General features: G+C 32.1%; 21 protein-coding genes and 1 rRNA gene. 16 read left to right on the top strand and 6 right to left on the bottom strand.

The features are described 5' to 3' along the window. The first annotated feature begins 2 nt into the window (after positions 1–2). From BMX53_RS13275 to BMX53_RS13260, 4 genes are all read left to right on the top strand, one after another. A complete protein-coding gene (locus BMX53_RS13275; protein WP_074746888.1) occupies positions 3–1,238 on the top strand; it encodes an ABC transporter permease in 1,236 nt (411 codons plus the stop codon). A gap of 358 nt (positions 1,239–1,596) precedes the next feature. Further along, entirely contained in the window at positions 1,597–1,971 is a 375-nt protein-coding gene (locus tag BMX53_RS13270) for a DUF3592 domain-containing protein (protein WP_074746886.1), read from the top strand. A gap of 13 nt (positions 1,972–1,984) precedes the next feature. Beyond that, positions 1,985–2,476, top strand: coding sequence for a hypothetical protein (locus BMX53_RS13265; RefSeq protein ID WP_074746884.1), 492 nt, complete (start codon positions 1,985–1,987; stop codon positions 2,474–2,476). Positions 2,477–2,589: 113 nt separating this feature from the next. Further along, a complete protein-coding gene (locus BMX53_RS13260) occupies positions 2,590–3,066 on the top strand; it encodes a hypothetical protein (protein ID WP_063176326.1) in 477 nt (158 codons plus the stop codon). 78 nt (positions 3,067–3,144) lie between these two features. On the opposite strand, the gene BMX53_RS13255 is transcribed toward BMX53_RS13260, so the two are convergent. Continuing rightward, positions 3,145–3,504: a winged helix-turn-helix transcriptional regulator gene (locus BMX53_RS13255; RefSeq protein WP_038984515.1), complete on the bottom strand. Its 360-nt coding sequence runs from the start codon at positions 3,502–3,504 to the stop codon at positions 3,145–3,147. 87 nt (positions 3,505–3,591) lie between these two features. Between BMX53_RS13255 and BMX53_RS13250 the strand changes: the two genes are divergently transcribed. After that, positions 3,592–4,971, top strand: a complete 1,380-nt coding sequence (locus tag BMX53_RS13250; RefSeq protein WP_074746882.1) for an MFS transporter — start codon at positions 3,592–3,594, stop codon at positions 4,969–4,971. A gap of 14 nt (positions 4,972–4,985) precedes the next feature. Here the strand turns inward: BMX53_RS13250 and BMX53_RS13245 are convergent, their stop codons facing one another. Together BMX53_RS13245 and BMX53_RS13240 are read right to left on the bottom strand one after the other, a co-directional pair. Continuing rightward, positions 4,986–5,597, bottom strand: a complete 612-nt coding sequence (locus tag BMX53_RS13245; protein ID WP_074746880.1) for a DJ-1/PfpI family protein — start codon at positions 5,595–5,597, stop codon at positions 4,986–4,988. Between the two features lie 100 nt (positions 5,598–5,697). After that, positions 5,698–6,702 carry a GlxA family transcriptional regulator gene (locus tag BMX53_RS13240; RefSeq protein ID WP_074746878.1) on the bottom strand — a complete coding sequence of 335 codons (1,005 nt, stop codon included), beginning with the start codon at positions 6,700–6,702 and terminating at the stop codon, positions 5,698–5,700. A gap of 407 nt (positions 6,703–7,109) precedes the next feature. On the opposite strand from BMX53_RS13240, the gene BMX53_RS13235 reads away from it, so the two are divergent. The 6 genes from BMX53_RS13235 to BMX53_RS13210 all read left to right on the top strand — a co-directional run bounded on the left by BMX53_RS13235 (position 7,110) and on the right by BMX53_RS13210 (position 16,302). Further along, positions 7,110–9,860 carry a TonB-dependent receptor gene (locus BMX53_RS13235; protein WP_074746877.1) on the top strand — a complete coding sequence of 917 codons (2,751 nt, stop codon included), beginning with the start codon at positions 7,110–7,112 and terminating at the stop codon, positions 9,858–9,860. A 4-nt stretch (positions 9,861–9,864) separates the two neighbouring features. Then, the gene (locus BMX53_RS13230) at positions 9,865–11,097 is read left to right on the top strand and encodes a DUF4876 domain-containing protein (RefSeq protein WP_074746875.1); all 1,233 of its coding nucleotides are present in this window, start codon (positions 9,865–9,867) and stop codon (positions 11,095–11,097) included. A gap of 8 nt (positions 11,098–11,105) precedes the next feature. Next, complete coding sequence (locus BMX53_RS13225) at positions 11,106–12,635, top strand: DUF6850 family outer membrane beta-barrel protein (protein WP_074746873.1); 1,530 nt, start codon at positions 11,106–11,108, stop codon at positions 12,633–12,635. 28 nt (positions 12,636–12,663) lie between these two features. Continuing rightward, on the top strand, positions 12,664–13,809 hold the full coding sequence (locus BMX53_RS13220; RefSeq protein WP_038984522.1) for a cytochrome-c peroxidase: 1,146 nt from the start codon (positions 12,664–12,666) through the stop codon (positions 13,807–13,809). A gap of 267 nt (positions 13,810–14,076) precedes the next feature. Next, positions 14,077–15,822: a nuclease-related domain-containing DEAD/DEAH box helicase gene (locus BMX53_RS13215; RefSeq protein ID WP_038984523.1), complete on the top strand. Its 1,746-nt coding sequence runs from the start codon at positions 14,077–14,079 to the stop codon at positions 15,820–15,822. A 45-nt stretch (positions 15,823–15,867) separates the two neighbouring features. Next, complete coding sequence (locus tag BMX53_RS13210) at positions 15,868–16,302, top strand: FKBP-type peptidyl-prolyl cis-trans isomerase (RefSeq protein WP_074746871.1); 435 nt, start codon at positions 15,868–15,870, stop codon at positions 16,300–16,302. A 223-nt stretch (positions 16,303–16,525) separates the two neighbouring features. Here the strand turns inward: BMX53_RS13210 and BMX53_RS13205 are convergent, their stop codons facing one another. Beyond that, a complete protein-coding gene (locus BMX53_RS13205) occupies positions 16,526–17,401 on the bottom strand; it encodes a helix-turn-helix domain-containing protein (protein WP_038984525.1) in 876 nt (291 codons plus the stop codon). Positions 17,402–18,151: 750 nt separating this feature from the next. Here BMX53_RS13205 and BMX53_RS13200 point away from each other — a divergent pair. Further along, positions 18,152–18,463, top strand: coding sequence for a winged helix-turn-helix transcriptional regulator (locus BMX53_RS13200; RefSeq protein ID WP_038984526.1), 312 nt, complete (start codon positions 18,152–18,154; stop codon positions 18,461–18,463). A 563-nt stretch (positions 18,464–19,026) separates the two neighbouring features. After that, entirely contained in the window at positions 19,027–20,358 is a 1,332-nt protein-coding gene (gene brnQ / locus BMX53_RS13195; RefSeq protein WP_063176337.1) for a branched-chain amino acid transport system II carrier protein, read from the top strand. 41 nt (positions 20,359–20,399) lie between these two features. Here brnQ and BMX53_RS13190 read toward each other — a convergent pair whose 3' ends face one another. Together BMX53_RS13190 and BMX53_RS13185 are read right to left on the bottom strand one after the other, a co-directional pair. After that, entirely contained in the window at positions 20,400–21,344 is a 945-nt protein-coding gene (locus BMX53_RS13190) for an MBL fold metallo-hydrolase (protein ID WP_074746869.1), read from the bottom strand. A gap of 97 nt (positions 21,345–21,441) precedes the next feature. Then, positions 21,442–21,783, bottom strand: a complete 342-nt coding sequence (locus tag BMX53_RS13185) for a cupin domain-containing protein (RefSeq protein ID WP_074746946.1) — start codon at positions 21,781–21,783, stop codon at positions 21,442–21,444. Positions 21,784–21,952: 169 nt separating this feature from the next. Here BMX53_RS13185 and BMX53_RS13180 point away from each other — a divergent pair, with 169 nt between their 5' ends. The 3 genes from BMX53_RS13180 to BMX53_RS13165 form a co-directional block, all read left to right on the top strand. After that, a complete protein-coding gene (locus BMX53_RS13180) occupies positions 21,953–22,948 on the top strand; it encodes an LLM class flavin-dependent oxidoreductase (RefSeq protein ID WP_074746944.1) in 996 nt (331 codons plus the stop codon). A gap of 116 nt (positions 22,949–23,064) precedes the next feature. Then, positions 23,065–23,613, top strand: a complete 549-nt coding sequence (locus tag BMX53_RS13175; protein WP_074746867.1) for a hypothetical protein — start codon at positions 23,065–23,067, stop codon at positions 23,611–23,613. A gap of 1,226 nt (positions 23,614–24,839) precedes the next feature. Further along, a 16S ribosomal RNA gene (locus BMX53_RS13165) occupies positions 24,840–24,996 on the top strand; the annotation flags it as partial.

The raw sequence follows: 24,996 nt of genomic DNA, 5'->3' as shown, positions 1-24,996 counted from the left end.
CTTTGAAATTAGAATATTTTATAACCAAACGCCTAGTTACTACTAAGAACTATAAAAGTAGTGTATCTGCACCAATTATTAAAATTGCAATAACTGCTATTGCACTAGGTATGATAATGATGCTTATTTCGGTAGCCACAGGACTTGGTTTGAAATACAAAATTAGAGATAAAATTTCAGCTTTTAGTGGTCACATCGTAATTACTAATTACGATAGCAATATTACCGACATCACTATTAAGCCTATTGATGCTAGTACTGTAGAGTCAGCAGATATAAAAGAAATTCAGGGTATAAAACATATACAGAAGTACGCTTCTAAAGCTGGAATTATAAGAACAGAGACTAGCTTTGAAGGTATAGTGTATAAAGGAGTAGACTCGCTTTATGATTTAAATGAGATTAAGGATTACCTGGTAGAAGGTAGATTACCAAAGCAGATACAAGGTATGAGTAACGAGGTACTACTATCAAAGTATATGGCTGATCGTATGCACTTTAAAGTAGGAGACAAAGTAACTACATACTTTATGAAAGAATGGGGAAATAAGATACCTAACGTTCGTCAGTTTGAAGTAGTAGGAATATATAATTCGGCACTACAACAGTTTGATGCTAATATTGTGATAGGAGATATCAAGCATGTACAGCGTCTAAATAGATGGCAATCTAATGAAGTAGGTGGCTTCGAAGTAGTGCTAAACGATTTCGATGAGATACAACAGAAAGGACAAGAACTATATATGAAGCTTCCGTCTACTGTAGATAGCAAGACTATTGTAGATAAGTACAGCAATATCTTTAGTTGGATAGATATGTTTGATTTTAATATCATGATTATTATTGTCATTATGGTTGTAGTAGCGTCTATTAATATGATTGTGGCATTATTAGTACTAATATTAGAGCGTACACAGATGATAGGTATTCTTAAAGCTATGGGTGCTAATAACTGGAGTATACGCAAGATATTTTTATACAATGCTACTTATCTAATCATAAAAGGGCTGCTATATGGTAATGCTATAGGGTTAGGGCTATTATATGCACAGAAGTACTTCGGATTTATTAAGCTAGATTCATCTTCATATTATGTGAGAGAAGCACCAGTTTTGATACGTTTTACAGATGTATTATTATTAAATGTAGGTGTGGTAGTTATCGCGTTTTTAGTACTTCTGATACCGTCTTATCTGATATCTAAGATAAGCCCAGTTAAGGCTATCCGATATGATTAAAGAGCAGTAAGTACTGTATTAATATATAAGAGATAAATGACCTCTAATGTTTCACTTCGTGATGCATTAGAGGTCATTTTTGTTTGGGGTATGTCCATAGTGAGTCCATAATGAGTCCATACTGACTCCATTGTTTAAGGGTAAATCAATAGAGTCACTATAGATTTATTATTCTAGAATACTAGATTTACTCTAAGCGAATCCCTACGGATATAAGGATCATATTAATATAAGTATAGGTGGATTTTTTTTAAGAATATAATTTATATAATATTTGATTATTTAAATTTATTTTGATTTATAAATGTTAATTTTGATTAAAATTTTATTTATTGTGGTGTTTTTTTAATTGCTACGCATGGATATAGAGAGTAGTCTGAAGAGTGATACTGCTAAAAAGGTGTTTGTAATAGTGATAGTTATTTTCGCTATCTGCGTATATAAGTTTATCTATCTAGACTATATCACTAAAAATGAAGCTAAGAGTATTGTGTATAATGAATATATACAGGTGGAAGCCGAGATTATTGGTAGTGAGAGAACTGGGCGTAGAGGTAGAAATATAACATGGATACTAAAGTATAAAGATATTAATGGTACTGCATATAAAGGAAAACAGAGAATGGATACCTTCTTTAGTAAAAGCTTAGGAGAAAAGCTTATTATTTACTACAATCCAAGTAATCCAAATGAGTTCGTATCAGAAAAGGAATATAAAGAAGCTATGAATTAATAAAAGAAAGTTTATGAGTGGAATCATTGATATGATTAAAAAGTTTTTTGTTGGGTCAGAAGAGGAGATGGCTGAAATAAAAAGTAAAATGAAATTCTTGTTAGGGCAATCTCTGAATAGACAGGACGTAGATGAATATGCAATAGTGTATGGAAAGACAAGTAAAAATGCTAATTACATTGTGAGTTCTACCACAACATATTATAGCTATATAGTTGCTTTTAATAAAGGTACAGGAGAAATTATAGTAGTATCTACAGATTACAAGTTGAGTAGTTATGGTGATCCTATATTTATCACTAACGATAGTTTAAAAAAAGCAAAATTAACTATGATGGGAGTAGTATTCTCTTTTGATTTTAAGGATAAGGCTTCTTTAGAATTTGAAGTACCAGAGATTAATACTAAAATGGTTAATATGGGAGGTGGGTATGAATTAGCTATTTCTCAGAGAGAAGAAGCAAAAGCATTCAAACAGTTCTTTAAAAATAAATATAACTGTTAGTTTATAACGAGTATGTATTAAGTAGAAATGGTTGTTGTGTAGAGTATAATTTTTGTATTATATTTTATAAAACATACCTTTGCGCACTAGTAAAAATTAAAATAAATATTATTATGAAAAAGATGTTTTTAGGAGTTGTATTGGCTCTAACTATGTTCTCTTGTGGAGGAAATGTAGATGTTAACGGAAAAATTGTTGATACTTACGAAAAATTTAGCGTAGAAGCTGAAAAGTTAATGAACGAGATTGACAAGGGGTCTGTAGAAGATAAAATGAAAGTATTAGATCGATTAGAGGTATTAGCAGATAGCTGTTCTACTGTAACTAAAGATTTAAAAGAAAGCAAAGAAGCTACTGGATTTAAAAATGCAGTTATTGATGTATATTCGTCTATGAAAGCAGATGTAATTCCTACTTTTAAAGAGTTAGTACAGATAGATGAGACTGATGAGTCTGACGCTAATATCGATAAGTACAATAAAATAATCGATAAAGTAAATGCTGCAAATCAAAAAATAGATGGTCTTGAGAATAAAGCTATCCAAGAACAACGTGATTTTGCTAATGCTGTTAATATGAAGTTACAATAGTAACAACACATATAAAATTATAAAAAGCGATACTAAAACAGTTTAGTATCGCTTTTTTGTTTGTGTTTATTATGGATTCTATAGGGTAGTATGCCACTTTTTTAGTTCTTCTAATATAGGTAGTAATCTAATCCCTTTATCTGTTAGACTATACTCTACACGTGGTGGTATCTCTGGGAATACTTCTCTCATTAGTATACCGTCGTTTTCTAATTCTCTTAATACCGTAGTCAGTGTCCCTTGTGCTATATTATCTAAATCTTTCTTAAGTATTCCAAATCGCTTAGGACAATTAGAAGCAATGGTTTGTATAATTGAGGTTTTCCATTTACCTGATATAGTCTTTAGTGCAAACTGGACGGGGCAGTTATTTTCAAAATCATTGATTTTTTTTTCTACTGTATTTAGTTCATTATCAATATTAGTATTGTTTTTCATACTTAGTCTATATTATTTACCTACTTGACTGTAAGTTATATATCATTCATTTTTGCAAAGATAATTATAAAAAATAGTAAGTAATAGATGCAAAATATATCAACAGTTAAAAAGAAAATAATGCTCTTGCTCATTTCTATGTCTATCTTCTTAAGTGTGTTAGATTTGTTTATAGTCAATGTAGCAATTCCTAAGATTAGAACAGCTATGCAAGCCAGTGTGGCAGATATACAGTTTATCATTGTGTATTATGTGATAGGCTATGGGGCTTTTCTTATTACCTCAGGAAAGATAGGTGTGAAATATGGGCATAAAAAGATCTTTGTGCTTTCGATGTTTAGCTTTGGGGTCTTTTCTCTATTATGCGGTATAGCTTGGGACGTACATTCTCTGAATGTTTTTAGATTGTTTCAGGGAATTAGTGGGGCATTTATGATTCCACAGGGAGTGACTTTATTATCTAGTATATATGTAGATGAGCAGGAGAGACGTAAGGCGTACTCTATATATGGGGCTATAGCAGGAATATCTTCTGTATTAGGGCAGATATTAGGAGGAGTGTTACCAGATTTGGATTACAGTTTTGGAGCGTGGAGATTGATATTCTTAATTAATGTGCCTATTGCATTCGTAGTGGGTATTATATCATGGGGTGTCTTAGTAGAGATAGAACGTAAACGTGAATTGAAGATACAACCTCTATCTCAGTTGGTGATGATTATCTTATTAGTTGTACTTATGTATAGCTTAGTGACTGGAGCAGATTATGGTTGGACTACTATATTATTTGCATTATTAGTAGGTGCTGTATTAGGTATTGCTCTATTCTTAGTTGTTCAATACAAGAACTATAAACAAGAGATAGGTACTCTTATAGACTTTAAGCCTTTTACGTATAAAGCCTTTGCAGTAGCCTTGATAGCCTTGGTGTTTTATTCGTTAGTACAGGATTCTTATTTCTTTATTTATGCTAATCACTTTCAATTAAAGTTGCATTATACAGCTACTGAGACAGGAATCTTATTTGCTTTTCAGGGAGTGGGATATGTCATTGCTTCTTTTCTTTCATTAAAATTCTTATCTAAGTATCAAGAGCGTTTTATGCTTTTTGGGTTGATGATGATGGTAGTGGGATTAGCATTACATTATTGGTTGTTGAGTCAAGAGCAAGTTGTGTTTTATGAGGTAGCTATACTTCTTTTTGAGTATGGAGTTGGGTGTGGTATTATCTTACCATCTATGTTTACTTACGCTCTGAGTACATTGCCTAGTGATATTACTTCGACTGCCTCTAGTTTATACCTAACCTTACAGCAGCTGAGTATAGCATTAGGTGTTAGTATCGTAGGTCAGTCATATTTTAGTAGTACAGCAGGGCATTTTAATTCTACGGTATTAATGATTGTTTTATTAGTACTAACTGGGGTAGTATTCTTTATAACCTATAAAAGGCGACTTAATGACTAAGTCGCCTTTTGGCTTTATTTGTTGTATTCGAATAGTTGACTGATGGTTTTACCTATTTCTTCTCCTAGTTGTTTGCTCACTAAGTATAGAGCTCCATCTATACCAGCTGTAATACCAGCAGTAGTTAATACATTGCCTTGATCTACATAACGCACACCAGTAATGACTTTGGCTGTAGGTATAGCCTGCTGTAATGCCTCTATAGCCATAAAGTGTGTAGTAATGTCTAAATGGTCAAATAGATGTGTATTACTCAGTAGTAAACTACCAGTACATACTGTGAACAGCATAGCGCCTGCACTGTGCTGAGCTATAATCCACTTCGTGTAAGTATTCTGAAAAGATTCATCTTGTAGATAGTTCATCACAATATCAGGGTTAGCACCCGGCAGTACTATAATATCGGGTGTAGGACAGTTTGCAAAGCTATATTGTGGTAAGATATGTGTAGTATCGCTCTCTGTCTTTACTATATCTTTAGTGGCTGCTACTAAGTAGTGATTATAAGTGTTAGGGTGTAATATATTAGCCTTTACGAATACATCTAATGGACCATTTAGGTCTAGTACTTCTACTTGATTAAAGATGATAAAGGCTACGTTAAGGGGACGGTTTGTTGTTGTCATATTATTTTGTTGATTTATTTCAGTTAAGTGAATAGTGTCACTGTCGAAGTATTACTTCGATGCTATTATTGTACGGTTATGAACTGTAGAAGGGGTGCGTTTAGCTGTCTATAGTGCTAGATCTAAATGATGCTCTATAATGCATTGGAGTAGCAGTGACTAGCCTAATAAATGTCTTTCTAAAAACATTATCAGATGCATAGCCTACCATAGTGGCTATTTCGGTTATAGTATAATCTGATGACTCTAATAATCGTTTGGCATTCTCTATGCGTACACAATCATTAAAGATACCAGGAGTCATACCCGACTCTTTTTTAAAGACTCTCGCGAAGTTTCGCTCACTCATATTAGCCATCTCTGCTAGTTCTATGATAGATACTGCCTGTTGAGCGAGGCGATCAGTGATGTATTGTTTTACTTTCTTGACTAGGGGAGTAAGTTCTATATCAGAAGGGACTAGTGTACTGTAGAGTTCTTGAGTGTTAATTCTCTTTAGGTTTACCACTAGATAACGGGATACATCTGAAGCTAGTGTGTGTCCACTATCCTCCTCTACTAAAGCTAAAGCTAGGTCTATACCAGAGGTAATGCCCCCAGAGGTATAAGTATTATTATCCTTAATATAAAAGTGATCATAAGTTACCTCTATAGAAGGATAGCTCTCTTTTAGCTGTTGTGCAAACTGCCAGTGTGTTGTCGCTTTTTTATTGTGGAGCAATCCTGTTTTGGCTAATAAGAACGCTCCTATACAGACTGAGCCTATACGCGATAGATGAGGTTGTATTCTCTTTATCCAATGCAGTACAGTTGTATCATACTCACTGTCTAGATCTGCTTTAGACCCTGCTATAAGTAAAGTATCTATAGCGATATCTTTATCATATATAGTATAGTCACAGTTGACTGATATACCGGAACTAGTCATCACTTTCTTATCTGTAGTACCTGATATCAGATATATCTGATAGTGGATAGGTGCTGTGGCTGCGGTAAGAGTTATGAGCTGATTAGCTGTATTAAATACATCACTCGGCCCTGCGAAGTCTAATAACTGCGCTTGTGGTAATAGTAAAAAACCGATATGATGTATTTTGATATTCATTTTGTTTCCTTGTTTGTTGTAGTACAAAGATAAAAAGCATTTCTGAGGCGTAAATGACATATAACATGCTTTTTCTGCCAAATGTGTATTTCGTTATTTAGAGTGTAATATGGTTTAATTTAGATTGATTAATCTAATAAGGTTGTGGTATTAAGAAGGAGATAGTTTGTTTTAGAAGTTTTAGGTATGTGATTTGTATACTTTTGAGTGAAGTTAATATGATAAAAAGTAACTGTATTGGTATGTTTTATAAGAATACGCTAATAGATTTAAGTGAAAAGTATTTTAAAAGCTATTTGTACTGATTCTTAAATAGATATATAGAATTAATTTGAAACAAGTCTAAATAAGTTGTTTTGTATATGTTTTGTTGACTACTTTTGGCATCCGCATAATTAAGATACTCAATGACACGTATATATCAGATTATTCAAGTTCTTTTAGTTACTTTAACAATCTTGTTTAGTTCTAATACAATTGCACAATCTCCAAGTTTGCAGTTAAAGTTTGTATTAGTTGATTCAAATAATAAATCTATTAATGACGCTACTATTCAGGTAACGGGTACAAAAGATTCTCAATTAAAGGTTAGTGATGAGAAAGGGATAGTTACGTTTGATCTAAAAGCAGATAACTATACTGTTGAGGTATTTCATATTGGATATATAGGACAACAGAGAAAGATTAATTTACTAGAGAGTCAGTCAGTTTCGATGACTTTGGTTCCGACTACTAATATATTAGAAGAGATGGTTATCACTGCTACTGAGAGTAAGGGACTTACTTCTACATCTGTGATTAACCGTCAAGCTATGGAGCATCTACAACCTTCTAGCTTCGCGGATCTTATGGAGTTATTGCCAGGAGGACAAGCTAAGGATCCTGTATTAACAGGTGTCAATCCTGCCCTAATAAGAGAGACAGGGAAAGGAGGCTATGACACGAGCTCTTTAGGAGTGCAATTTATGGTAGATGGGAACATTATTAATTCTAATGCTGATATGCAAGTATCTTCTTCTAGTACAGGGGGTAAAGTGAAAACCTCTAGTATAGGTGTAGATATGCGTGGTATCTCTACTAATGATATAGAAAGTGTAGAAGTAGTACGTGGTATTCCAGGTGCTTCATATGGTGACTTGACTTCGGGACTGATTAAGATTAATAGAAAGATAGGGTATACTCCACTACAAGCTCGTTTTAAAGTTGATGGTTTTAGTAAACTGTATTATGTAGGTAAAGGGATAGATACTAAAACTGGCTGGAAGCTAAATAGTAGTATAGATTTCTTAGATGCTAAGAACGAACCGCGCGATATCTATGAAAATTATAAGAGAATTTCTGCTTCTCTAAGATCAGAAAAAACATTTATGATAGGTGGATATGATCTTAATTGGAAAGCAAATGTAGATTATAATGGAACTATTGATAACGATAAGTTTGACCCTGATACGGGGGTACAAAATATAGATAACTTTAAGAGTAGTAAACAGAACTTTAGTTTAGGTAATAATTTGAAGCTTGATTTTGGTAAAGAATCATTGTTCAAAAATGTGACTTTAAATACTTATTTATCACAAGGAATAGAGGATATTAAAGGAACTGTTTTTGTTCAACAGAGTGGTCGTAATGCGATACCTACAGGAAATGAAACGGGTATTAGTGAAGGTGTATTTCTTCCTGCGTCTTATATTTCAGAATATAAGACAGAAGGTCGTCCTTTAAATATAAATGCAAAATTGCAAACAGAGCTTAGCTTTAGTGCTTTTGATATAAAGCATAATATCGAAGCAGGAGTAGAGTTTAGATATTCTAAAAATAATGGTAACGGAGAAATGTATGATCCTTTAAAACCACCTACTCTTGGATTTACTAGACGACCAAGACCTTTTAATGAAGTACCTGCTTCTCAATTATTGTCGACATATATAGGAGATCGTATGGAATATGATTTAGGGAATCACCATTTACAATTATACGCAGGTCTTCGTTTGTCAAAGATGTTAGGGATAGACAAAGAGTTTAGTATCAGTGATAGGGTATTTGCAGAACCTCGTGTTAATTTTCAATGGGGACTTCCTCAGATAAAATTAGGTCAAGACTACTTAAAGACAGATATTACAGTAGGGTATGGAGAGTTGTATAAACAACCTACCTTATCATTACTATACCCACAAGATAGATATTTTGATATGTTACAAGTGAGTTATTTTGATCCACAAACCAATAACTCTTACGCTCAGTTTTATACTTATAGAATGTCTTTAGAGAACTATAATCTAATAGGTGCTAAGAACTCAAAAAGAGAAGTAAGAGTAGACTTCGAATATAAAAGACATAAATTCTTTGTAACTTATTTTGATGAGAAGATGAATACAGGGTTTAGAGATATGACTCAATTTATGGGATTTGAATATCAGAGATATGAGTCTAAGGATGTTGTTTGGAACAATGAATTAGGAAGACCAGATTTAGATAATACACCATCAAGTCAGAAGAAAATAATGTCTCAATATTCTCATACTGAAAATGGAAGTAACACCTTTAAAGAAGGAATAGAGTTTGGTTATTCTTCTCCTCGTTTTGAAAGTATTAATACGCGTTTTACATTAAATGGAGCATGGTTTAAAACTACTTATTCTAATAGCGCTCCTATTTTACATAGACCTGGAGTTTCTGTTAATGGGCAAGACTATATGTATGCAGGGATTTACGCTGATGATAACGGATACAGAAAGTCTTCTTTAGTATATAACTTAATTGTAGATACTTATTTGCCTAGTTTGGATATGAATATCTCAGCTTCTTTACAAGGAGATATATTTAGAAGGGACTTAAACTTAAACCGTGTAGCAGAGCCTTTTGCATATATAGGAATTGATAATGTGGTTCATCCTTATACAGATGAGAGTGCTAAAGATCCAATGTTACAGCATTTGATTAGACCTGTGTCTAAAACGGATGGAATGGAAGAAAGAAAGCCATTTACATTTAATGCTAACTTCAAGATATCAAAGAGAATTTATAAATCAGTGAAAGCTTCTATGTTTGTCAATAGATTATTTACACATTATCAATCATATACTTATAATGGAGTAAAGGTAAATAGAAAGGATGCTAATGGCCCTTATTTTGGAATGGAGATAAACTTTAATATTTAAGAATATGAAATATAGACATATATTTTTAGTTGGATTGATGCTAACGATGGGAGTATCTGTTAGTTCTTGTTTGACAGATGATAATGCTATGAGCTATACTCAGAAGTCAACGACGACAATGACATTTAAAGCAGATGGTATTAAAGAGTTTAAAGAATTATCTGTTGAATTTACTGAGGTGAATACGGGGATGGTCACTAGTGAAAAAGTGACAGGTACGCCTTACTTTTCAGTTGCATTGCCAATAGGTTCGTATAGAATGTCTGCTGAAGGTGTTGGTATTCTTGAAGATGGAGAAGAGGTACTACTAGGTGGAAAAAATGATATGTTAGATGTAACAGATAATGTTGTAAATCTTAATATTCAGCTAACTGTTAAGCAGTTTAATGAAGACTTCATATTTGAAGAATTATTCTATACAGGTATTCAAACTTTAGAAGGAAAGGCATATCAAGTAGGTAAATACTTTAAGTTAGTTAATAATACAGATAAAGTATTGTATGCTGATGGACTACTATTAGCCCAGTCTGAATATTTGACAACTCAGGATAATAAAGAAACTCCATATATATTAGATGAAGCATTCGTTACTAAATCAGTAATGATGTTACCAGGTAGTGGAAATGATTATCCTGTAGAACCAGGCGATTTTATTGTAATTGCTGATAATGCTCAGAATCATAACCTGGCAAATGTACCAGGACCAGACTTAACAAAAGCTAACTTTGAGTTTCCAATTACAGAAAACCCAAAAATGGTTCAACCTGATAATCCAAATGTTCCAAATGCTAAGGTGATTTATACTTCTCTTACTTATAGTATGTTTTTGCCTCACGATAGAGGATACACAGGATATGTGATAGCACGTTTCCCAGAAGGAGAGACTGTGGAAAGTTGGTTAGCAGGATATAAGTTTGATTATAGCTACCTAACAGGGACAGGAAAAGAGAATAAATTCAGTAGATATACGATACCTAATAAATGGATCTTAGATGGGGTGAATAATAGTATGCCAGATAAGTTCGCTCGTTTAGTAATGGGAGAAGCTCTAGATAGTGGATTCTCTTACTGCACACTTTCAGAGGGAGATAAAGAGCGATATGGTAAATCTATTAGAAGAAAGGAATTGGGGAAAAATGAACAAGGTAGACCTGTATTTAAGGATACTAATAATTCTTCTGCAGACTTTATTCCAAGATCTAGAATGTCTTTATTAGAGGGTATAAATCATAAATAAATTAGGCATTGAAGAATCAATATAGAAATATAGTTGGAGTCATAAGTTTACTGTTTTGTACAGTAGCTAATGCACAAGATAAAGCTGTGCCTAGTCTCTATGAGAGTAGATTAGCTCAACGGGATATGGGAATAGTATTTGGACAAGAGTTTTATGCTAATCGTGCTTATATGATGAAGTATAGTGAGCAGTCTTTCTCTGAGTTAAGTGCTAACTATCAGTCAGAGCGAAAAGATGCTTATTTACTTCAAGATGGAGATGGGTTAGATGCATTTAAAGTGAACACATCGTCTTATCAACGCCTTAAAGGGAATAAGATAATATGGGGTAGTGCATCCTATACTACTCAAAAACAGAAAAACATGAAGTGGAATGAGAATATGGATAGACATATTCTAGGACCATATGTAGTAGGGGATTCTGTTGGTGGAACGATGAAACAAGATATCTACCAATTCACTGGTGGTATAGCCAAACAGCTAGATAGATGGACAGTAGGAGGAGAAGTTAGTTATATCGCTAAAAGTGGATATAGAGAGATAGACCCTAGACCTAAAAATACGACATCAGATCTTAATATACACTTAGGAGTGAGCTATAATCTGTATAGAGATTATGAATTAGGAGTCTATGCGAAATGGAATAAGTATACACAGAACAGTAGTCTTCAGTTTGTAAATTTACTTGGAAAGCCTATTGCTTATCATTTGACTGGATTGGGGGCTTATAATTATTACTTTAGCTCTGCTGTTAATATGACGACAATTTATGAAGGCACAGGATATGATGTAGGAGGAACGATAGCAAAGAATGGAGGGAAAGACTTTTTAGTCCAAGCTTCTTTTGGACAGTTTAGTGTATTAAAAGGTTTTAGCAGTAATCCGTCAAAGGATATGTCTGAGCTTAAAACGAAGAAATATACAGTAGGAGCTATTAAGTATGTAGATATAAATGAACACCGATTAGGAGCTAAAGTAAATTATCTATTAACTGAATCTAGAGGAACAGAATACTTTTATTCTAAAGTAGGGAAGCTAGAACAAAAGATAGCAGAGAAACAGTTGTACAAGTTTGTTCGTAGTGATATTTATACTTCTTTATTCTATCAATATAGTACAGAGGTAAGCCGCTTAATCGTTTCACCATCATTTACAATAGAGCAGACTGATGAGAAGAGGAGAGATACATTTGCTAAGCAACGTTTTACTTATTTACACTATGGCGTTGAGGTAGATTATATGCGACAAATTAATCAAACAAGTGCCATAACAGTAAGCCCATATCTTAGAGTACGCAATCTAAAAGAAAGTACTGTGAATAATATAGAGTCTTATAAAAGCCCAGCTATGACCGAATGGACATTACATGACTTAGCTGTTAAGAGTTCTAATTACCAGAGTTATGGTGCCACGGCTAGATATGATGTGAAGTTTAACAATATACCAGCTATGTTTGCTCAAGTTCAGTATGAACAGACTAGATATAATATAAACAAAACAAATAGTTATATAGGAATATCCTTAGGTGTTACTTTCTAAATGACTATTAACTAACAATAAATGAACAATGAAAAAGGTAATTATTTTATTATCTGGAGTAGTAGCTTTTGGGTTATTCAGCTTTAGCCCTAAGTTTACTGGATTCTTAGGAAGCGACAATCCTGAGTATCAAAAAATAATTGATAGTTATAAACAACCTATTTCCCAATGGCCTGCTCCTACTATAGAAGAAGGAGTAGAGTGGAGTGAAATGGCAAGTATTCAACGCGACAATGATTATTTCACAGATCAAGCTAAACCAGATGTATTATTAGGTAGAATGTTATTCTTTGATCCGAAGTTATCAAAGTCTAATCAGATATCTTGTAGCTCTTGTCATGATCCTGAGATGGGATGGACAGACCGTAGAATGGTAGGTTTAGGCCATGATCATCTAAAAGGTGCTCGTAATACACCGTCGCTATATAATACTGCTGAGCGTACTTCTTATTTTTGGGATGGACGAGCTAATAGCTTAGAAGAACAAGCTTCGGGGCCATTATCAGCTCATAACGAGATGGCGATGGATGTAGTGGAGTTGCCTGCCAAACTGAATAAAGTGGAAGGATATAAGCCTTATTTCGAAAAAGCTTTTGGAGATAATAAGATTACTTATGAGCGTATAGTTGGTGCGATAGCTGCTTTCCAAAAGACTATAAAGAGTCAGCCTAGTCGCTTTGATGCTTTTATAGATGGTAAGTATAAAGCTCTTAATGATCAAGAGATTTATGGAATGCATTTATTTAGAACTAAAGCAGGATGTATGAACTGTCATAATGGTAAATACTTGACTGATGAATCATTTCATAATATTGGATTGACTTATTATAAGAGAAAGTTCGAAGATCTAGGTAGATACGAAGTGACTAAAGATCCTAACGATGTAGGTAAGTTTAAGACTCCTGGATTGAGAGATTTATTAAATACTAGACCTTGGATGCACAATGGTTTATTTGATGATTTAGAAGGAATAGTGAATATGTATAACAGTGGTATGCATATGATAGACCCTACACCTGAACAGAAAGCTAAGGATCCTATGTATCCAGTTACAGATCCATTGATGAAACCATTAGAGTTGACTAAAGAAGAAACTAAAGCTATAGTTGCTTTTTTAGAGTCTCTTTCAGGTAGTAAGTTTAAGATGAGAAGACCTGAGTTTCCTACGAAATAATATATGAATGACTATTTAGAAATAAGTAGTCATTTTTTTTTATGAATTGTGTATTATGACAGTTAGGCAAAGTACATTTGTTGAAATTAAATGAAATAGATTGATCAATGATATTTTGATAATTTATTTACTTGTTTCTTCATTTTAAAAATGTAAATATTGTTCTTATAGGGTGAACTTCACAGTTCGCCCTTTTTCATTTGATTTCGTAAGGTTTCCTTGAGCTAAAAGTCGTAAATTAGGAGTTCATCTAAAATATGTAGTGTCATGGCTTTAAAGATTTATCCAGAGTACCCTCTTGATGAACTCGAGCAATTAGTTATAAATGGGAACAAAGTACCTTTTGGAGAGTTTCTAGTTTATGGAGATATAGTCGAATCATTGATAAAAAGTCCACATGATTGGTATGTGTGGTATAGCATGAAGTTACCTTTTCATGATAATTCTATGATAAAACGTGCTAAAGCAGATGCAGAGATTGATTTTATTATTGCATCTAAGTTTGGTATTATTGTTCTTGAAGTAAAAGGAGGGAATATATTTGTTGATCAAGGGCGGTTCTGTTTTAAAGATGGTAAACGCAAAAAATGGTTAAACCAAAATCCTTTTGAACAAGTTAAAGGGTATAAATATACGTTGATGAACAAGGTATTTCCTAGTTTTAAACATGTCCTATTTTGTGAGGCTGTTGCCTTTCCTACTACTAAGATTGCTATAGAAAATACCATTTATGATAAGAACTTAATATTTAGTGAATATACTAGACGTAATAAGTATAAGAACATTGAGAAATTCTTATTGCATATCTATGAGTATTCTAGACAGAAATTAGAAAGAACTCACCCTATTAAATTTACAGAACTAACTAAGGGGGAGTTAGAGAATATTGTTAATACGTTTAGTCCTATGATTCAGGATACTAATGTATTTCAGTCTCGTGATTCTTTAGAATGGTTAAAGGAGCGCAATCTTGAGATTCTATATTCGTTATCTGAGAACCCTAGATTGATGATAGAAGGAGCTCCAGGTACAGGAAAAACTACTATGGCAATGGCATATGGTGAAATGCAAGTAGGGAGACAGGGTATTTATCTATGTTGGAACTCATTGTTATGTGCTTATAATGAACAAAGATTTAAGGCAAACCATGTCCGAATAGACTGTCTTACATTTACTCAGTTCGTTATGAAGTATCTACCAGATGTTACTGAGCGTGATTTACTATATATCGAACCACAGAAGTTTGCTGATTATATACGTGAGACTATAACTTATTTAGAAGAACAAAACAAGCTTCCTAATTATGATTATATGATAATAGACGAAGCACAGGATTTATTTGATAGAAATCTACATTTAATGATGCATAAGCTATGTGGTGATCACAATGGTATGAAACAAGGTAATATTATGCTGCTATATGATTTAGACCAAAGCTTTTCTCTGTTTGGTAGAGATGTATCTGATTATGCTTATTTCTTGAAGGAATATTTTACTCATTTTAAATTACACAAAGTAAGACGCAGTGCACAGAAATCTCAGATACGTCAAATAGCAGAACACATCCAAATACATCCAGAAGATTGGGAAGATGTGACAACTCATAAGAATGAATATGATGAGATCGAATTGCGTTCATTCCATGATCAACTTGAGATTAAACAAGCAATGCAAGATATAATAGCTAGTATACATGATCCTAAGTCTTCTTTGAATGCTGAGGATGTTATAGTGTTGGTTCAGAGTAAGGTATGGCAAAGACGTAATAACGTAGCTGATCTTATTCTAGAATTAGGAATGGAAGAGTTAACGGTTGATAATTTAACTCTAAAACCAACAAAACTACAGTATACTACAGCTGTAAAGTTTAAAGGATTGGAACGTAAGAATGTTATCTTAATCGTAGATAAACCTAATAAACTTACCCCTTATGAATGGTATGTAGGATGTACACGTGCAATTGAGAATTTAAGTATTTGGCAATTGCATACTTATCAAGAGCATGAAGGCTAGTGCTGATTGTATTATTTTTGTTGAATATTTAAAATAACTTAGAGTATGAGTGTAGCTGATCTGCTAAGAAAAAAGCGAGAACAATTAGAGCAAAAGAATAAAGAAGAAGGGCAGAACTTTTTGAGTGACTATGCAAAGAAAGAGAATGTGGTATTACTTCCATCAGGTATAGCTTACGAAATATTAGTAAATGGTGAAGGAGTAAAAATAGCTTTGTCTGATAAAATTGAATGTCACTATCACGGCACAAATATTCACGGGGAAGTGTTTGATAGTTCTGTGGATCGTGGTACACCTGCTATTTTTAATTTGAGTAAGCTGATTTTAGCCTATCAACAGGTACTTCCGCTATTGTCTATAGGAACCAAGTTTAAGATGGTAACACCTCCTGAGTACGCATATAGAGATGAACATATCAGTAAAACGATAGGACCTTATAGTACACTTATCTTCGAAGTTGAATTACTAAGTGTAAAATAAAAAAGAGCCCTTATCACTTGTGGTAAGGGCTCTTAACAATAAAAAAGATTTAGGGCTACTATTTTTTCTCCATTTTTCTTGAAGATAAGCAAGTGTTTTCTTGCAGTATTCTGCAAATAAGATTTTTTATTATGCTTATTAGCTGTTTTATGTTCTACTGTAAAATTAATACATATACTTGATTCTGTTATTAAACAATTCAAACAGTTTTAAGTTAATATGGTTAATTTTTTCTATATTCATTAGGGGTTACCCTAGTGTATCTTTTAAAGAAACTAGAAAAGTATGTAGGATATTCAAAACCTAAACAATACCCTATCTCAGCTACACTCCAATTAGTTGATTTTAATAATTTTTGTGATTCTATTAATATCCTTTCTTGAATACAATCTGTAGTACACTTACCAACTGTTTTTTTAAGTGTATGATTAAGGTGATTAACGTGTACATTAAGTAACTCCGCAAAATCACCAGGTGTTTTTAACTTAATTACAGTATTAGTTTTGGTAATAGGAAATTGCTTCTCTAATATTTCTAGAAACCTTGCACACAATCTTTGTGGTGCATTTACACTTTGATCAACAGTATATGAGGCGCTTAACTTGTTGCTTTGGTGTATTATAATTTCAATGTAGTTGCGTAGTAACTCATATTTTTGAGCATACTTTTGATTGCTTTCTTCTGTCATTCTCTTAAATACATAAGAGATAAACTCATCTTGTTGAGGGGTTAAAAGATAAATAGGATTCTCGTGTAAGTGAGAGAGAATACTCTTTAATAAGTTGCTTTTATACCCTAAAAAGTTGTTGTTAAATAAACAGTAGTAACCTTCAGGTTTCTCAGATACTGGTTCAAATGTATAGTGAGATACTGGATTTGAGAAGAATAGTGATGGTCCTTCTAGTTCTACTATCTTTGTTCCGTCAAAAAACTTACTTTTAGTTTTTAGATAAGATAGTTTGTAATAGTTTCTCTTATTATATGGAGAAACATTCTTTGCATTATCATCTTGAGAGAAGATTATAAAATCCTCTTTCGGTGAATTCTTCAATTCAATAATCTTTGTTTGAATTGGAAGTTTGGATGCTGTGCTTGTCATAATGTAGGTGATTTGTGTACACTAGTTTCTTATTTTGGGGATAGAAAAAACGGTATACTAGTTATATCAAGTTGTGTTTTTCATTCGGCTATTTATGGTATTAAATTTTGTTAATTTTTTGTTGCTTTTTATGTTATTGTAAAAGTATAAATATGAAATGTATTGAAGTTGTGTAAAAAGTCTTTTTTATAGTCTTTTTTACTTAAATAGGTCTATTTGTGATATTGATTGTGTTGTAATATTGGTTTTTATTTAATTTTTTTAACAAAAAGTATTTTATTATTTCCATACTTTTTACACAAAAAATGAAATAAATTATAAATATGATATCTGTTATTTACTATATGTATTGATAATTTGATATTCTTTGTATTATTGACAATAAGTTTCAGTTGGTGCTGTTTGAATTTATTTATTTTACAGATAGTAGATTGATTATTAGTCTTAATGGAGTTTAAGTTTGTATACTTTATTTGTCAATACTATTCTTAATTTTTTCTTAATTAATTTCTCGGTAAAAAATGTATTGTTCTTTTATAGATTGACTTTTTTAATACATAAATAGCTAAAAGTATTGTGATATGAGATGAAGTATGATCTAATTAGACTTACATACTTAGTTTAAAATTGTTGTAGTTTTTGATAAGGCTTTACTTAAATTAAAAATAACTTTATCGATAATGATTATAAACAAGATTGTTCATTATCATTATAATTGTCTTAGTTTTGTAGCTAATAAGAATGAATATTATGAGTAAAACCAATCCCCAAACAACTAAATGCCCAGCAGAAGAAGTTCTTAAGACTTTAGGAGGTAAGTGGAAAGTCCATATTCTTCATCTTACCATAGACGGGCCTAAAAGGTTTAGTGATTATATGCGTTTGATAGATGGTACTAATAAGCAATCTCTATCAGTAGCATTAAAAGAGTTAGAGGAAGATAGTTTTTTAATAAAACGTATAGTAAATGAGAAACCTCTTCATATAGAGTATACTCTGACAGAACGTGCAAAAGTTGTTATACCTGTATTGGATAATCTGCATAAGACATTAACAGCTTAAGCTGCATTAGTGCTATGTTTTTTTAGAGTTTTATTTTTTAAGATATACTATTAGCGTTTAGAGATAACCTTTCTTTGATAGTTGTAGATTAGTAGGAAAATAATATTTGATCTTAGTTTAAGGGATACTATGTCCTCGATTTTATTTTTTCTTGATTTATCAGTAAATTGTTTGATTATCAATTTTTTAAGTTCTTATTTAGGTGTTAAATTGTCTTTTTGAGGATCTTTGTAATAGATACTTTTTATAGCGTTACTTGTATTGATTTCTTCTTTTTTTTTAATTTTTTGTTAAGAATAGCAGTGTTTTTTCTCGCTTTTTTAATTATATCTAAAGTTGTTGCTTTAATTAGATATTATATCTTTTATCGTGTTAAAATTAGTGGTTTTATGTTGTAAAATATTGAAGTAGATGCTTCTAAGCCGGGTATTATTTTATATATTGTGCTGCTCTAAGAGTTTGAGATGTTGTAGAAATGGTCATACTGACTCATTATTTATATAAAAATATCCTTTCTTTTTAGTTTAAAAATAATAGAATTATAAATACCTAAAAACTAATAAATGAGTAAGAAGTCCATTTTTGATGCGATTACCATCGGCTTTGCACTATTTGCAATGTTCTTTGGAGCTGGAAATATTATTTTACCACCCATTATCGGGTTATTTACTGAGGGATCTTGGACATCAGCCGTCTCAGGTTTTTCGATAACAGCTATTTTAGCACCGTTTTTAGGTATAGTTGCAGTCTTAATTTCAGGAGATGAATTTACGGATTTAGGAAAACGTATTAATAGTACTTTAGGATGGGTACTAGCTACTGCTATTATTTTGAGTATTGGTCCATTTGTAGCTATTCCTCGTACAGCAGCTACAACCTATGAGATTGGAGTATTGGCTATTTGGCCAGATTTTAGTGCTACTATATCTTCTATTGTGTTTTTTGGAATTACACTCGTGTTATCTATCTCTCCTTCTAGAGTAGTTGATATTATTGGTAAGTATTTGACACCTTTATTGCTTGTATTATTAGTGACCATGGTTGTTATTGGTATTGCTAATCCTATAGATACTTCCGGATTAGTAAATACTACTTATAAAGATCCTTTTCGACTTGGTTTTTCAGAAGGCTATCAAACGATGGATGTACTAGCTTCTGTTATTTATGCTGGTATTATTATTTCTGCAGTGAAAGCAGCTGGATATGTTAGTCTAAAAGAGAAGACAAAAGTTACTTATATGGCGGGTGGAGTTGCTATTTCGTGTTTGTTGTTTATATATGGAGGGTTAGTTTATTTAGGAGCTACTTCTGGATACGAAATGACAGATAATATTAAACGTACTGATTTGTTATTACATATTTCACATGGATTACTTGGATCGTATGGAACTATAGCTCTTTCACTTTGTATAGCATTAGCATGTTTAACTACTGCAATAGCTCTAGTATGTGCTACTGGTACTTTCTTTTCACAGTTGACCAAAGGAAAACTAGGATATAAGACTATTGTGATAATTACATGTATATCTTCAGGAATTTTGGCTGTAAAAGGGGTAGATAATATTATTGATTATGCCGCTCCTTTCTTAGGTATTATTTATCCTATTACATTGACGTTAATTATTTATATGGTTGCATTTGGAAAAAGAGTAAAGAGAAGAGCTCCTTTTGTTGCTGCTATTGCTACTACTACGATAATTGCACTTATTCAATTTAGTTCTTTTATATCATTTAAGTATGATTTTATTAGCTATTCAGAATCATCTGCAAGTTTTATCAAATCATTGCCTTTAAATGATTATGACGTACCTTGGTTAATACCATCTGCTCTTGCGTTCTTTATCGTTTATTTATTTGATAAGTTATTTTTTAAACAACAGGTCGTTATTGACTAATTGATATAATACAAAAAAAGCCATCACTAAGATGGCTTTTTTTATTGCTTTAGATTTACTTTTTGTCCTTGTATAGGGAAGATGAAGTTTACTTGATATAAGTTATTGTCAGCTAGCTCTTTTTTTATAGTCTCTATTGCTGTTCCACTTGGTTTTAAATGGGTAACTATAATATTTAAATCTTTTAATTTATCTACCCCTACATAAGCAGCTAGATTTCCTAACTCTTCATTTAATAGTTTTGGCGTTAAGTGACCATATAGTTTGTCTTCAGCTTGACTATTTGGAAAAGAAACTTCAATTAATATTGTTTTTAAGTTCTTATTGATAATTAAAGGAGAGATGTACTCCCAAATATAATTTAGTTTTGTTGTTTTTTCTACTCGATCAGCTCCCGTATCTCCGAAATATAGTACATATTCGTCATTATTCTTTACAAGTATAGCAGAGCTCAACTGTGGATTTACATGACTTAACTCAAAAACTTCTGCAGATAGACTAGTGTTTTCTATTGAGAAGGATTGTGAAGGTTTTACTCTTGTATACTTGTATTTGCCTATAATTGGTTTTTCTCCTTCATTAGCGAAGTTTGACCATGAAGCATTAGTAAAGTAGTTGTTTTTAAAAATGTCAATTACAAAAGGTAAAGCATATATCGGTTTTGAAGAGTCTTCTGGAGAATTAATAATTAAACCAGATAAGTGATCTAGATGGCCATGAGATATAAAGTACCCTTTAATGTACTCTTTAAGTACAGTACTATTATCTACATTAAATGTTTTTTCAGCTATAGCTTTATTTATCCCACTATGTAGTGTTCCTGCATCTAATGCTAAATAGCTATTTGAGTTTTCTACTCCTATTAAATAAGAAGATAAGTTGCTTTCATCTCCACCGCCATATATTCCTAATGGAATAATTTCTAACTTTTGCGAAAAACTTAATGCGCTACTAAATAGTAAAAAGCTTAGTATAATTTTTTTCATTGTATCATTTATGTTTTGTACAAAGGTAGTTTAGCTATTTGGAAAGTTCCAATAGTACTACAGAATAATTATATTAATATCCCATTGATTATGCCTTTTACTCTTTAATGACATTCATTACTCGACTAACTTGATCAGATTTGTGTAATGTAAGTCTCACGATACTGTCTTCTTGAGCTATCAAATCATGTGGAATACTTGGGTCTAGTGTAATGATATTGCCTTCTTTTAAGTTATGTGGTTTTCCTTCTACACCGAATTTGATTAATCCTCTTACTATTTCGACAACTATAGGAAAAGAGGTTTTATGTTCTTTCATTTCTTGTCCTTTTCTAAAGACTATTCTAATTTCTTTTGTGAAGTCATTGTCTACAATTATTTTAATAGCAGGTTTTTTATCACCATATTCTATGTTTTCTAGTAAGTTATCAATTTGTATCATAGTTATTTTGATTAAAGAATTATATGTATAAATATACGATATATATTAGTTTATTTGTTGGTTATTAATCTGTTATGTTTGATTTGTGTTAATTTTATAGTTAAGGACTAAATAGGGTATGTATATTAATGTTATCTTGTGTTATACTAACAATTTTAAAGATAAGATGAGTAATCATACACCATATTCATTCCTTGATTTGGCTATTATAGGAGAAGACAAATCAACAACAGATACATTGTACAATGTTTTAAAAGTAGCCCAACATGCCGAACAGAGAGGGTTTAGTAGACTATGGCTTGCAGAACATCACAATATGCCTCACATAGCATCATCTGCAACATCTGTACTTATTGGTTATATAGCTGGCGGTACTAGTTCTATTAGAGTAGGATCTGGTGGAATCATGTTGCCTAATCATCCGCCTTTAGTGATAGCTGAACAGTTTGGAACACTAGAAGCATTATATCCAAACAGGATAGATTTAGGTCTTGGCCGTGCTCCAGGAACTGATCAAGCTACTGCTTTAGCATTACGTCGAAATGATTTTAATGCGGCTAATTATTTTCCACAACAGATTGAAGAGTTAAAAAGATTTTTTCAAGTTAATGAAGGAGCTAAGGTAAGGTCTTTTCCTGGAGAAGGGTGCGATATCCCAATGTGGATTTTAGGATCGAGTACAGATAGTGCTTATTTAGCCGCAGAGTTAGGATTGCCTTATGCTTTTGCTAGTCATTTTGCTCCTGATCATTTGTTACAAGCTGCTAATATTTATAGAAAAAATTTTGTCCCTTCGAGTCAATTGGACAAACCTTATTTTATGCCATGTGTTAATGTTATCGTAGCTGATACCAATGAGCAAGCAGATATTTTAGCAACTTCGTTTTATAAAATGTTTCTTGGAATTATACGTAATGATCGTAAGCCTCTCCAGAAGCCTTGTGAATCTATGGAAGGTAATTGGACAGATTATGAAGAGTATGTTGTGCGCCAAAAAACTTTCTTTTCGTATATAGGGGATAAAGAAAAGGTTACTATTGAATTACGTGAGTTGTTTAATGCAGTAGAAATTGATGAAATTATGATTACTACTCCAGTTTATGAATTATCCGATAGGCTTAAAAGTATTGAACTGTTCTCTGAGTTAATACAAGATATGTAAAAACATAGATAAGAATAGGTAGAAAGGAAATTTAAATTTATGACGATTGTTTAACAATTCCTTTTATTTATAAATTTGCTTAAATTTAAGTATTAATAAAAAAGGAAATAAAAGGTATGAAAAAAATTGTGGCATTAATGGGAATCTTCGCATTGATATTGACGTCATGTGATAATCAGTCTAAAGTTAAAGAAGTAAAAGTTGGTACTACTGCGAGTATTGAGGTACCTGTATCTCTTTCTGATGCAAAAAATCTTAATGATGCAGCTGTTTTTCAAATGGAGAATGGGCCTCAAGAGTTATATGTTATTGTAATCGAAAGTGAAAAAGCTGAATATCTAGACCTAGTTAAAGAAAGTACTGGTATAATGGCTGAAGCTTTTACACCTGACCTTAAAGGATATTCAGAATTAGTGAGTAGTTCTATATTAAGTAATGCCGATTTAGAAGCAGATGAAGAGTTAAAACAAGTTACTACAAATGGGCTTTCTACTTATGTAGGTACTTATCAAGGAATGTATGAAGGAGTTAAAGTTTATCATAAGTTAGCTTGTGTTGAAGGAAAAGATAAGTATTATCAAGTATTAACTTGGTCTTTAGCAGATAAAAAAGAAGCTAATCTTCCAGCTATGACAAAGATGATAAGTTCATTTAAAGAAATATAACACATATATAATAGATCGCTATATAGCGTATATAAAGGATATAAAGGATTATAAAAGATAGATTATTGTATTAAAATCAATAGGTAAAATATAATAATCATATAAAAAACCTCAGTATTAAATACTGAGGTTTTTTTATATGCAATTGCTAGAGAAAGATTGTTCTATGATAGGTCTAAGATGGTTTTAGGATTCTCTTATAAAACGGCTTTTGTTTAGAGCAAATAGGGGGAATTGTAGAAGAATTGTAAAAGGATTTATCACGAACGCTTGCTGTTACTGGGATTAGAAGTGTGTTTTAGAAAGTAAGTGATTAATGTAGTTTGTTTGTAAGTGTTTGATTTATAGTTTCTTTAATTTAATTTATCTCAATTTGAGAACAAAAAAAGTGAACTACTTTTTTACTTTTAGAGCGCTAAAAGTGTGATAATAGGATATTTAAATTAGAAATACCTTTTAAATAGTGTTTTTAAAAGGTATAAATGGACATATAAAGCGTTAAAGAGCAAAAAATGATAACTAGAAAAGGGGATAACCTTTAAAAATAGCTATTTGCACAATATATACTATATAATATAGAGTAGGGGAGTATAACTACTCAATAAGAGTATATCTGTACTATATATAATAGAGTAGTGTAGATACTGTATATGTAAGTAAAGGCTCTTTATATGGCATTAAAGCTAGAAATATTCCCTATCACCAATAGTAAAACAAGAAAAGTGATAATTCTTCAAAAAAACTTTCATCTCTAAAACATCGTATAATAGGTAGTTATGGAATACTTTGAAAAAACCTTTAAAAAAAGACTAGCTAAAGTTTGCGAGTAAGGAAAAAGGTACTACTTTTGCATCCGCATTAGAGAAGTAATAACGACTCTAGAGGCAGACGATTATAAACAAATAGTGAAGCAAGAATTACTAAAAAATAAGCTTTGAAAAATTTATAAAAATAAATTTGGATAAGATAAAAATAAGATAGTATCTTTGCAGTCCGCTTCAGTAAAAACGCGGGATTAGCGAAAAAAAGAAAAATAGAATTTTTCAAAAAAAGTTTTGCTAGTTTAGAAAAGTTTTTTACTTTTGCACTCGCTTTGAAAAACAAGTGAGAATAGAATAAGAAGACTACGTTCATAAACATATTGGATTGACAGCATACAAATAAGAGAGTAAGGCAAATCGCAAGATTTGGGATTATACTTTTTTAATTTACGAAATTAAAAATATACGATGAAGAGTTTGATCCTGGCTCAGGATGAACGCTAGCGGCAGGCCTAACACATGCAAGTCGAGGGGTAGGAAGAGCTTGCTTTTCTGAGACCGGCGCACGGGTGAGTAACGCGTATGCAATCTACCTTATACAGGGGAATAGCCCAGAGAAATT

The sequence above is a fragment of the Myroides marinus genome (genome assembly GCF_900109075.1).
Lineage (GTDB): Bacteria > Bacteroidota > Bacteroidia > Flavobacteriales > Flavobacteriaceae > Flavobacterium > Flavobacterium marinum_A.
Note: the sequence above shows the minus strand (reverse complement) of the source record. Positions and strands in the feature narration are given on the sequence as shown.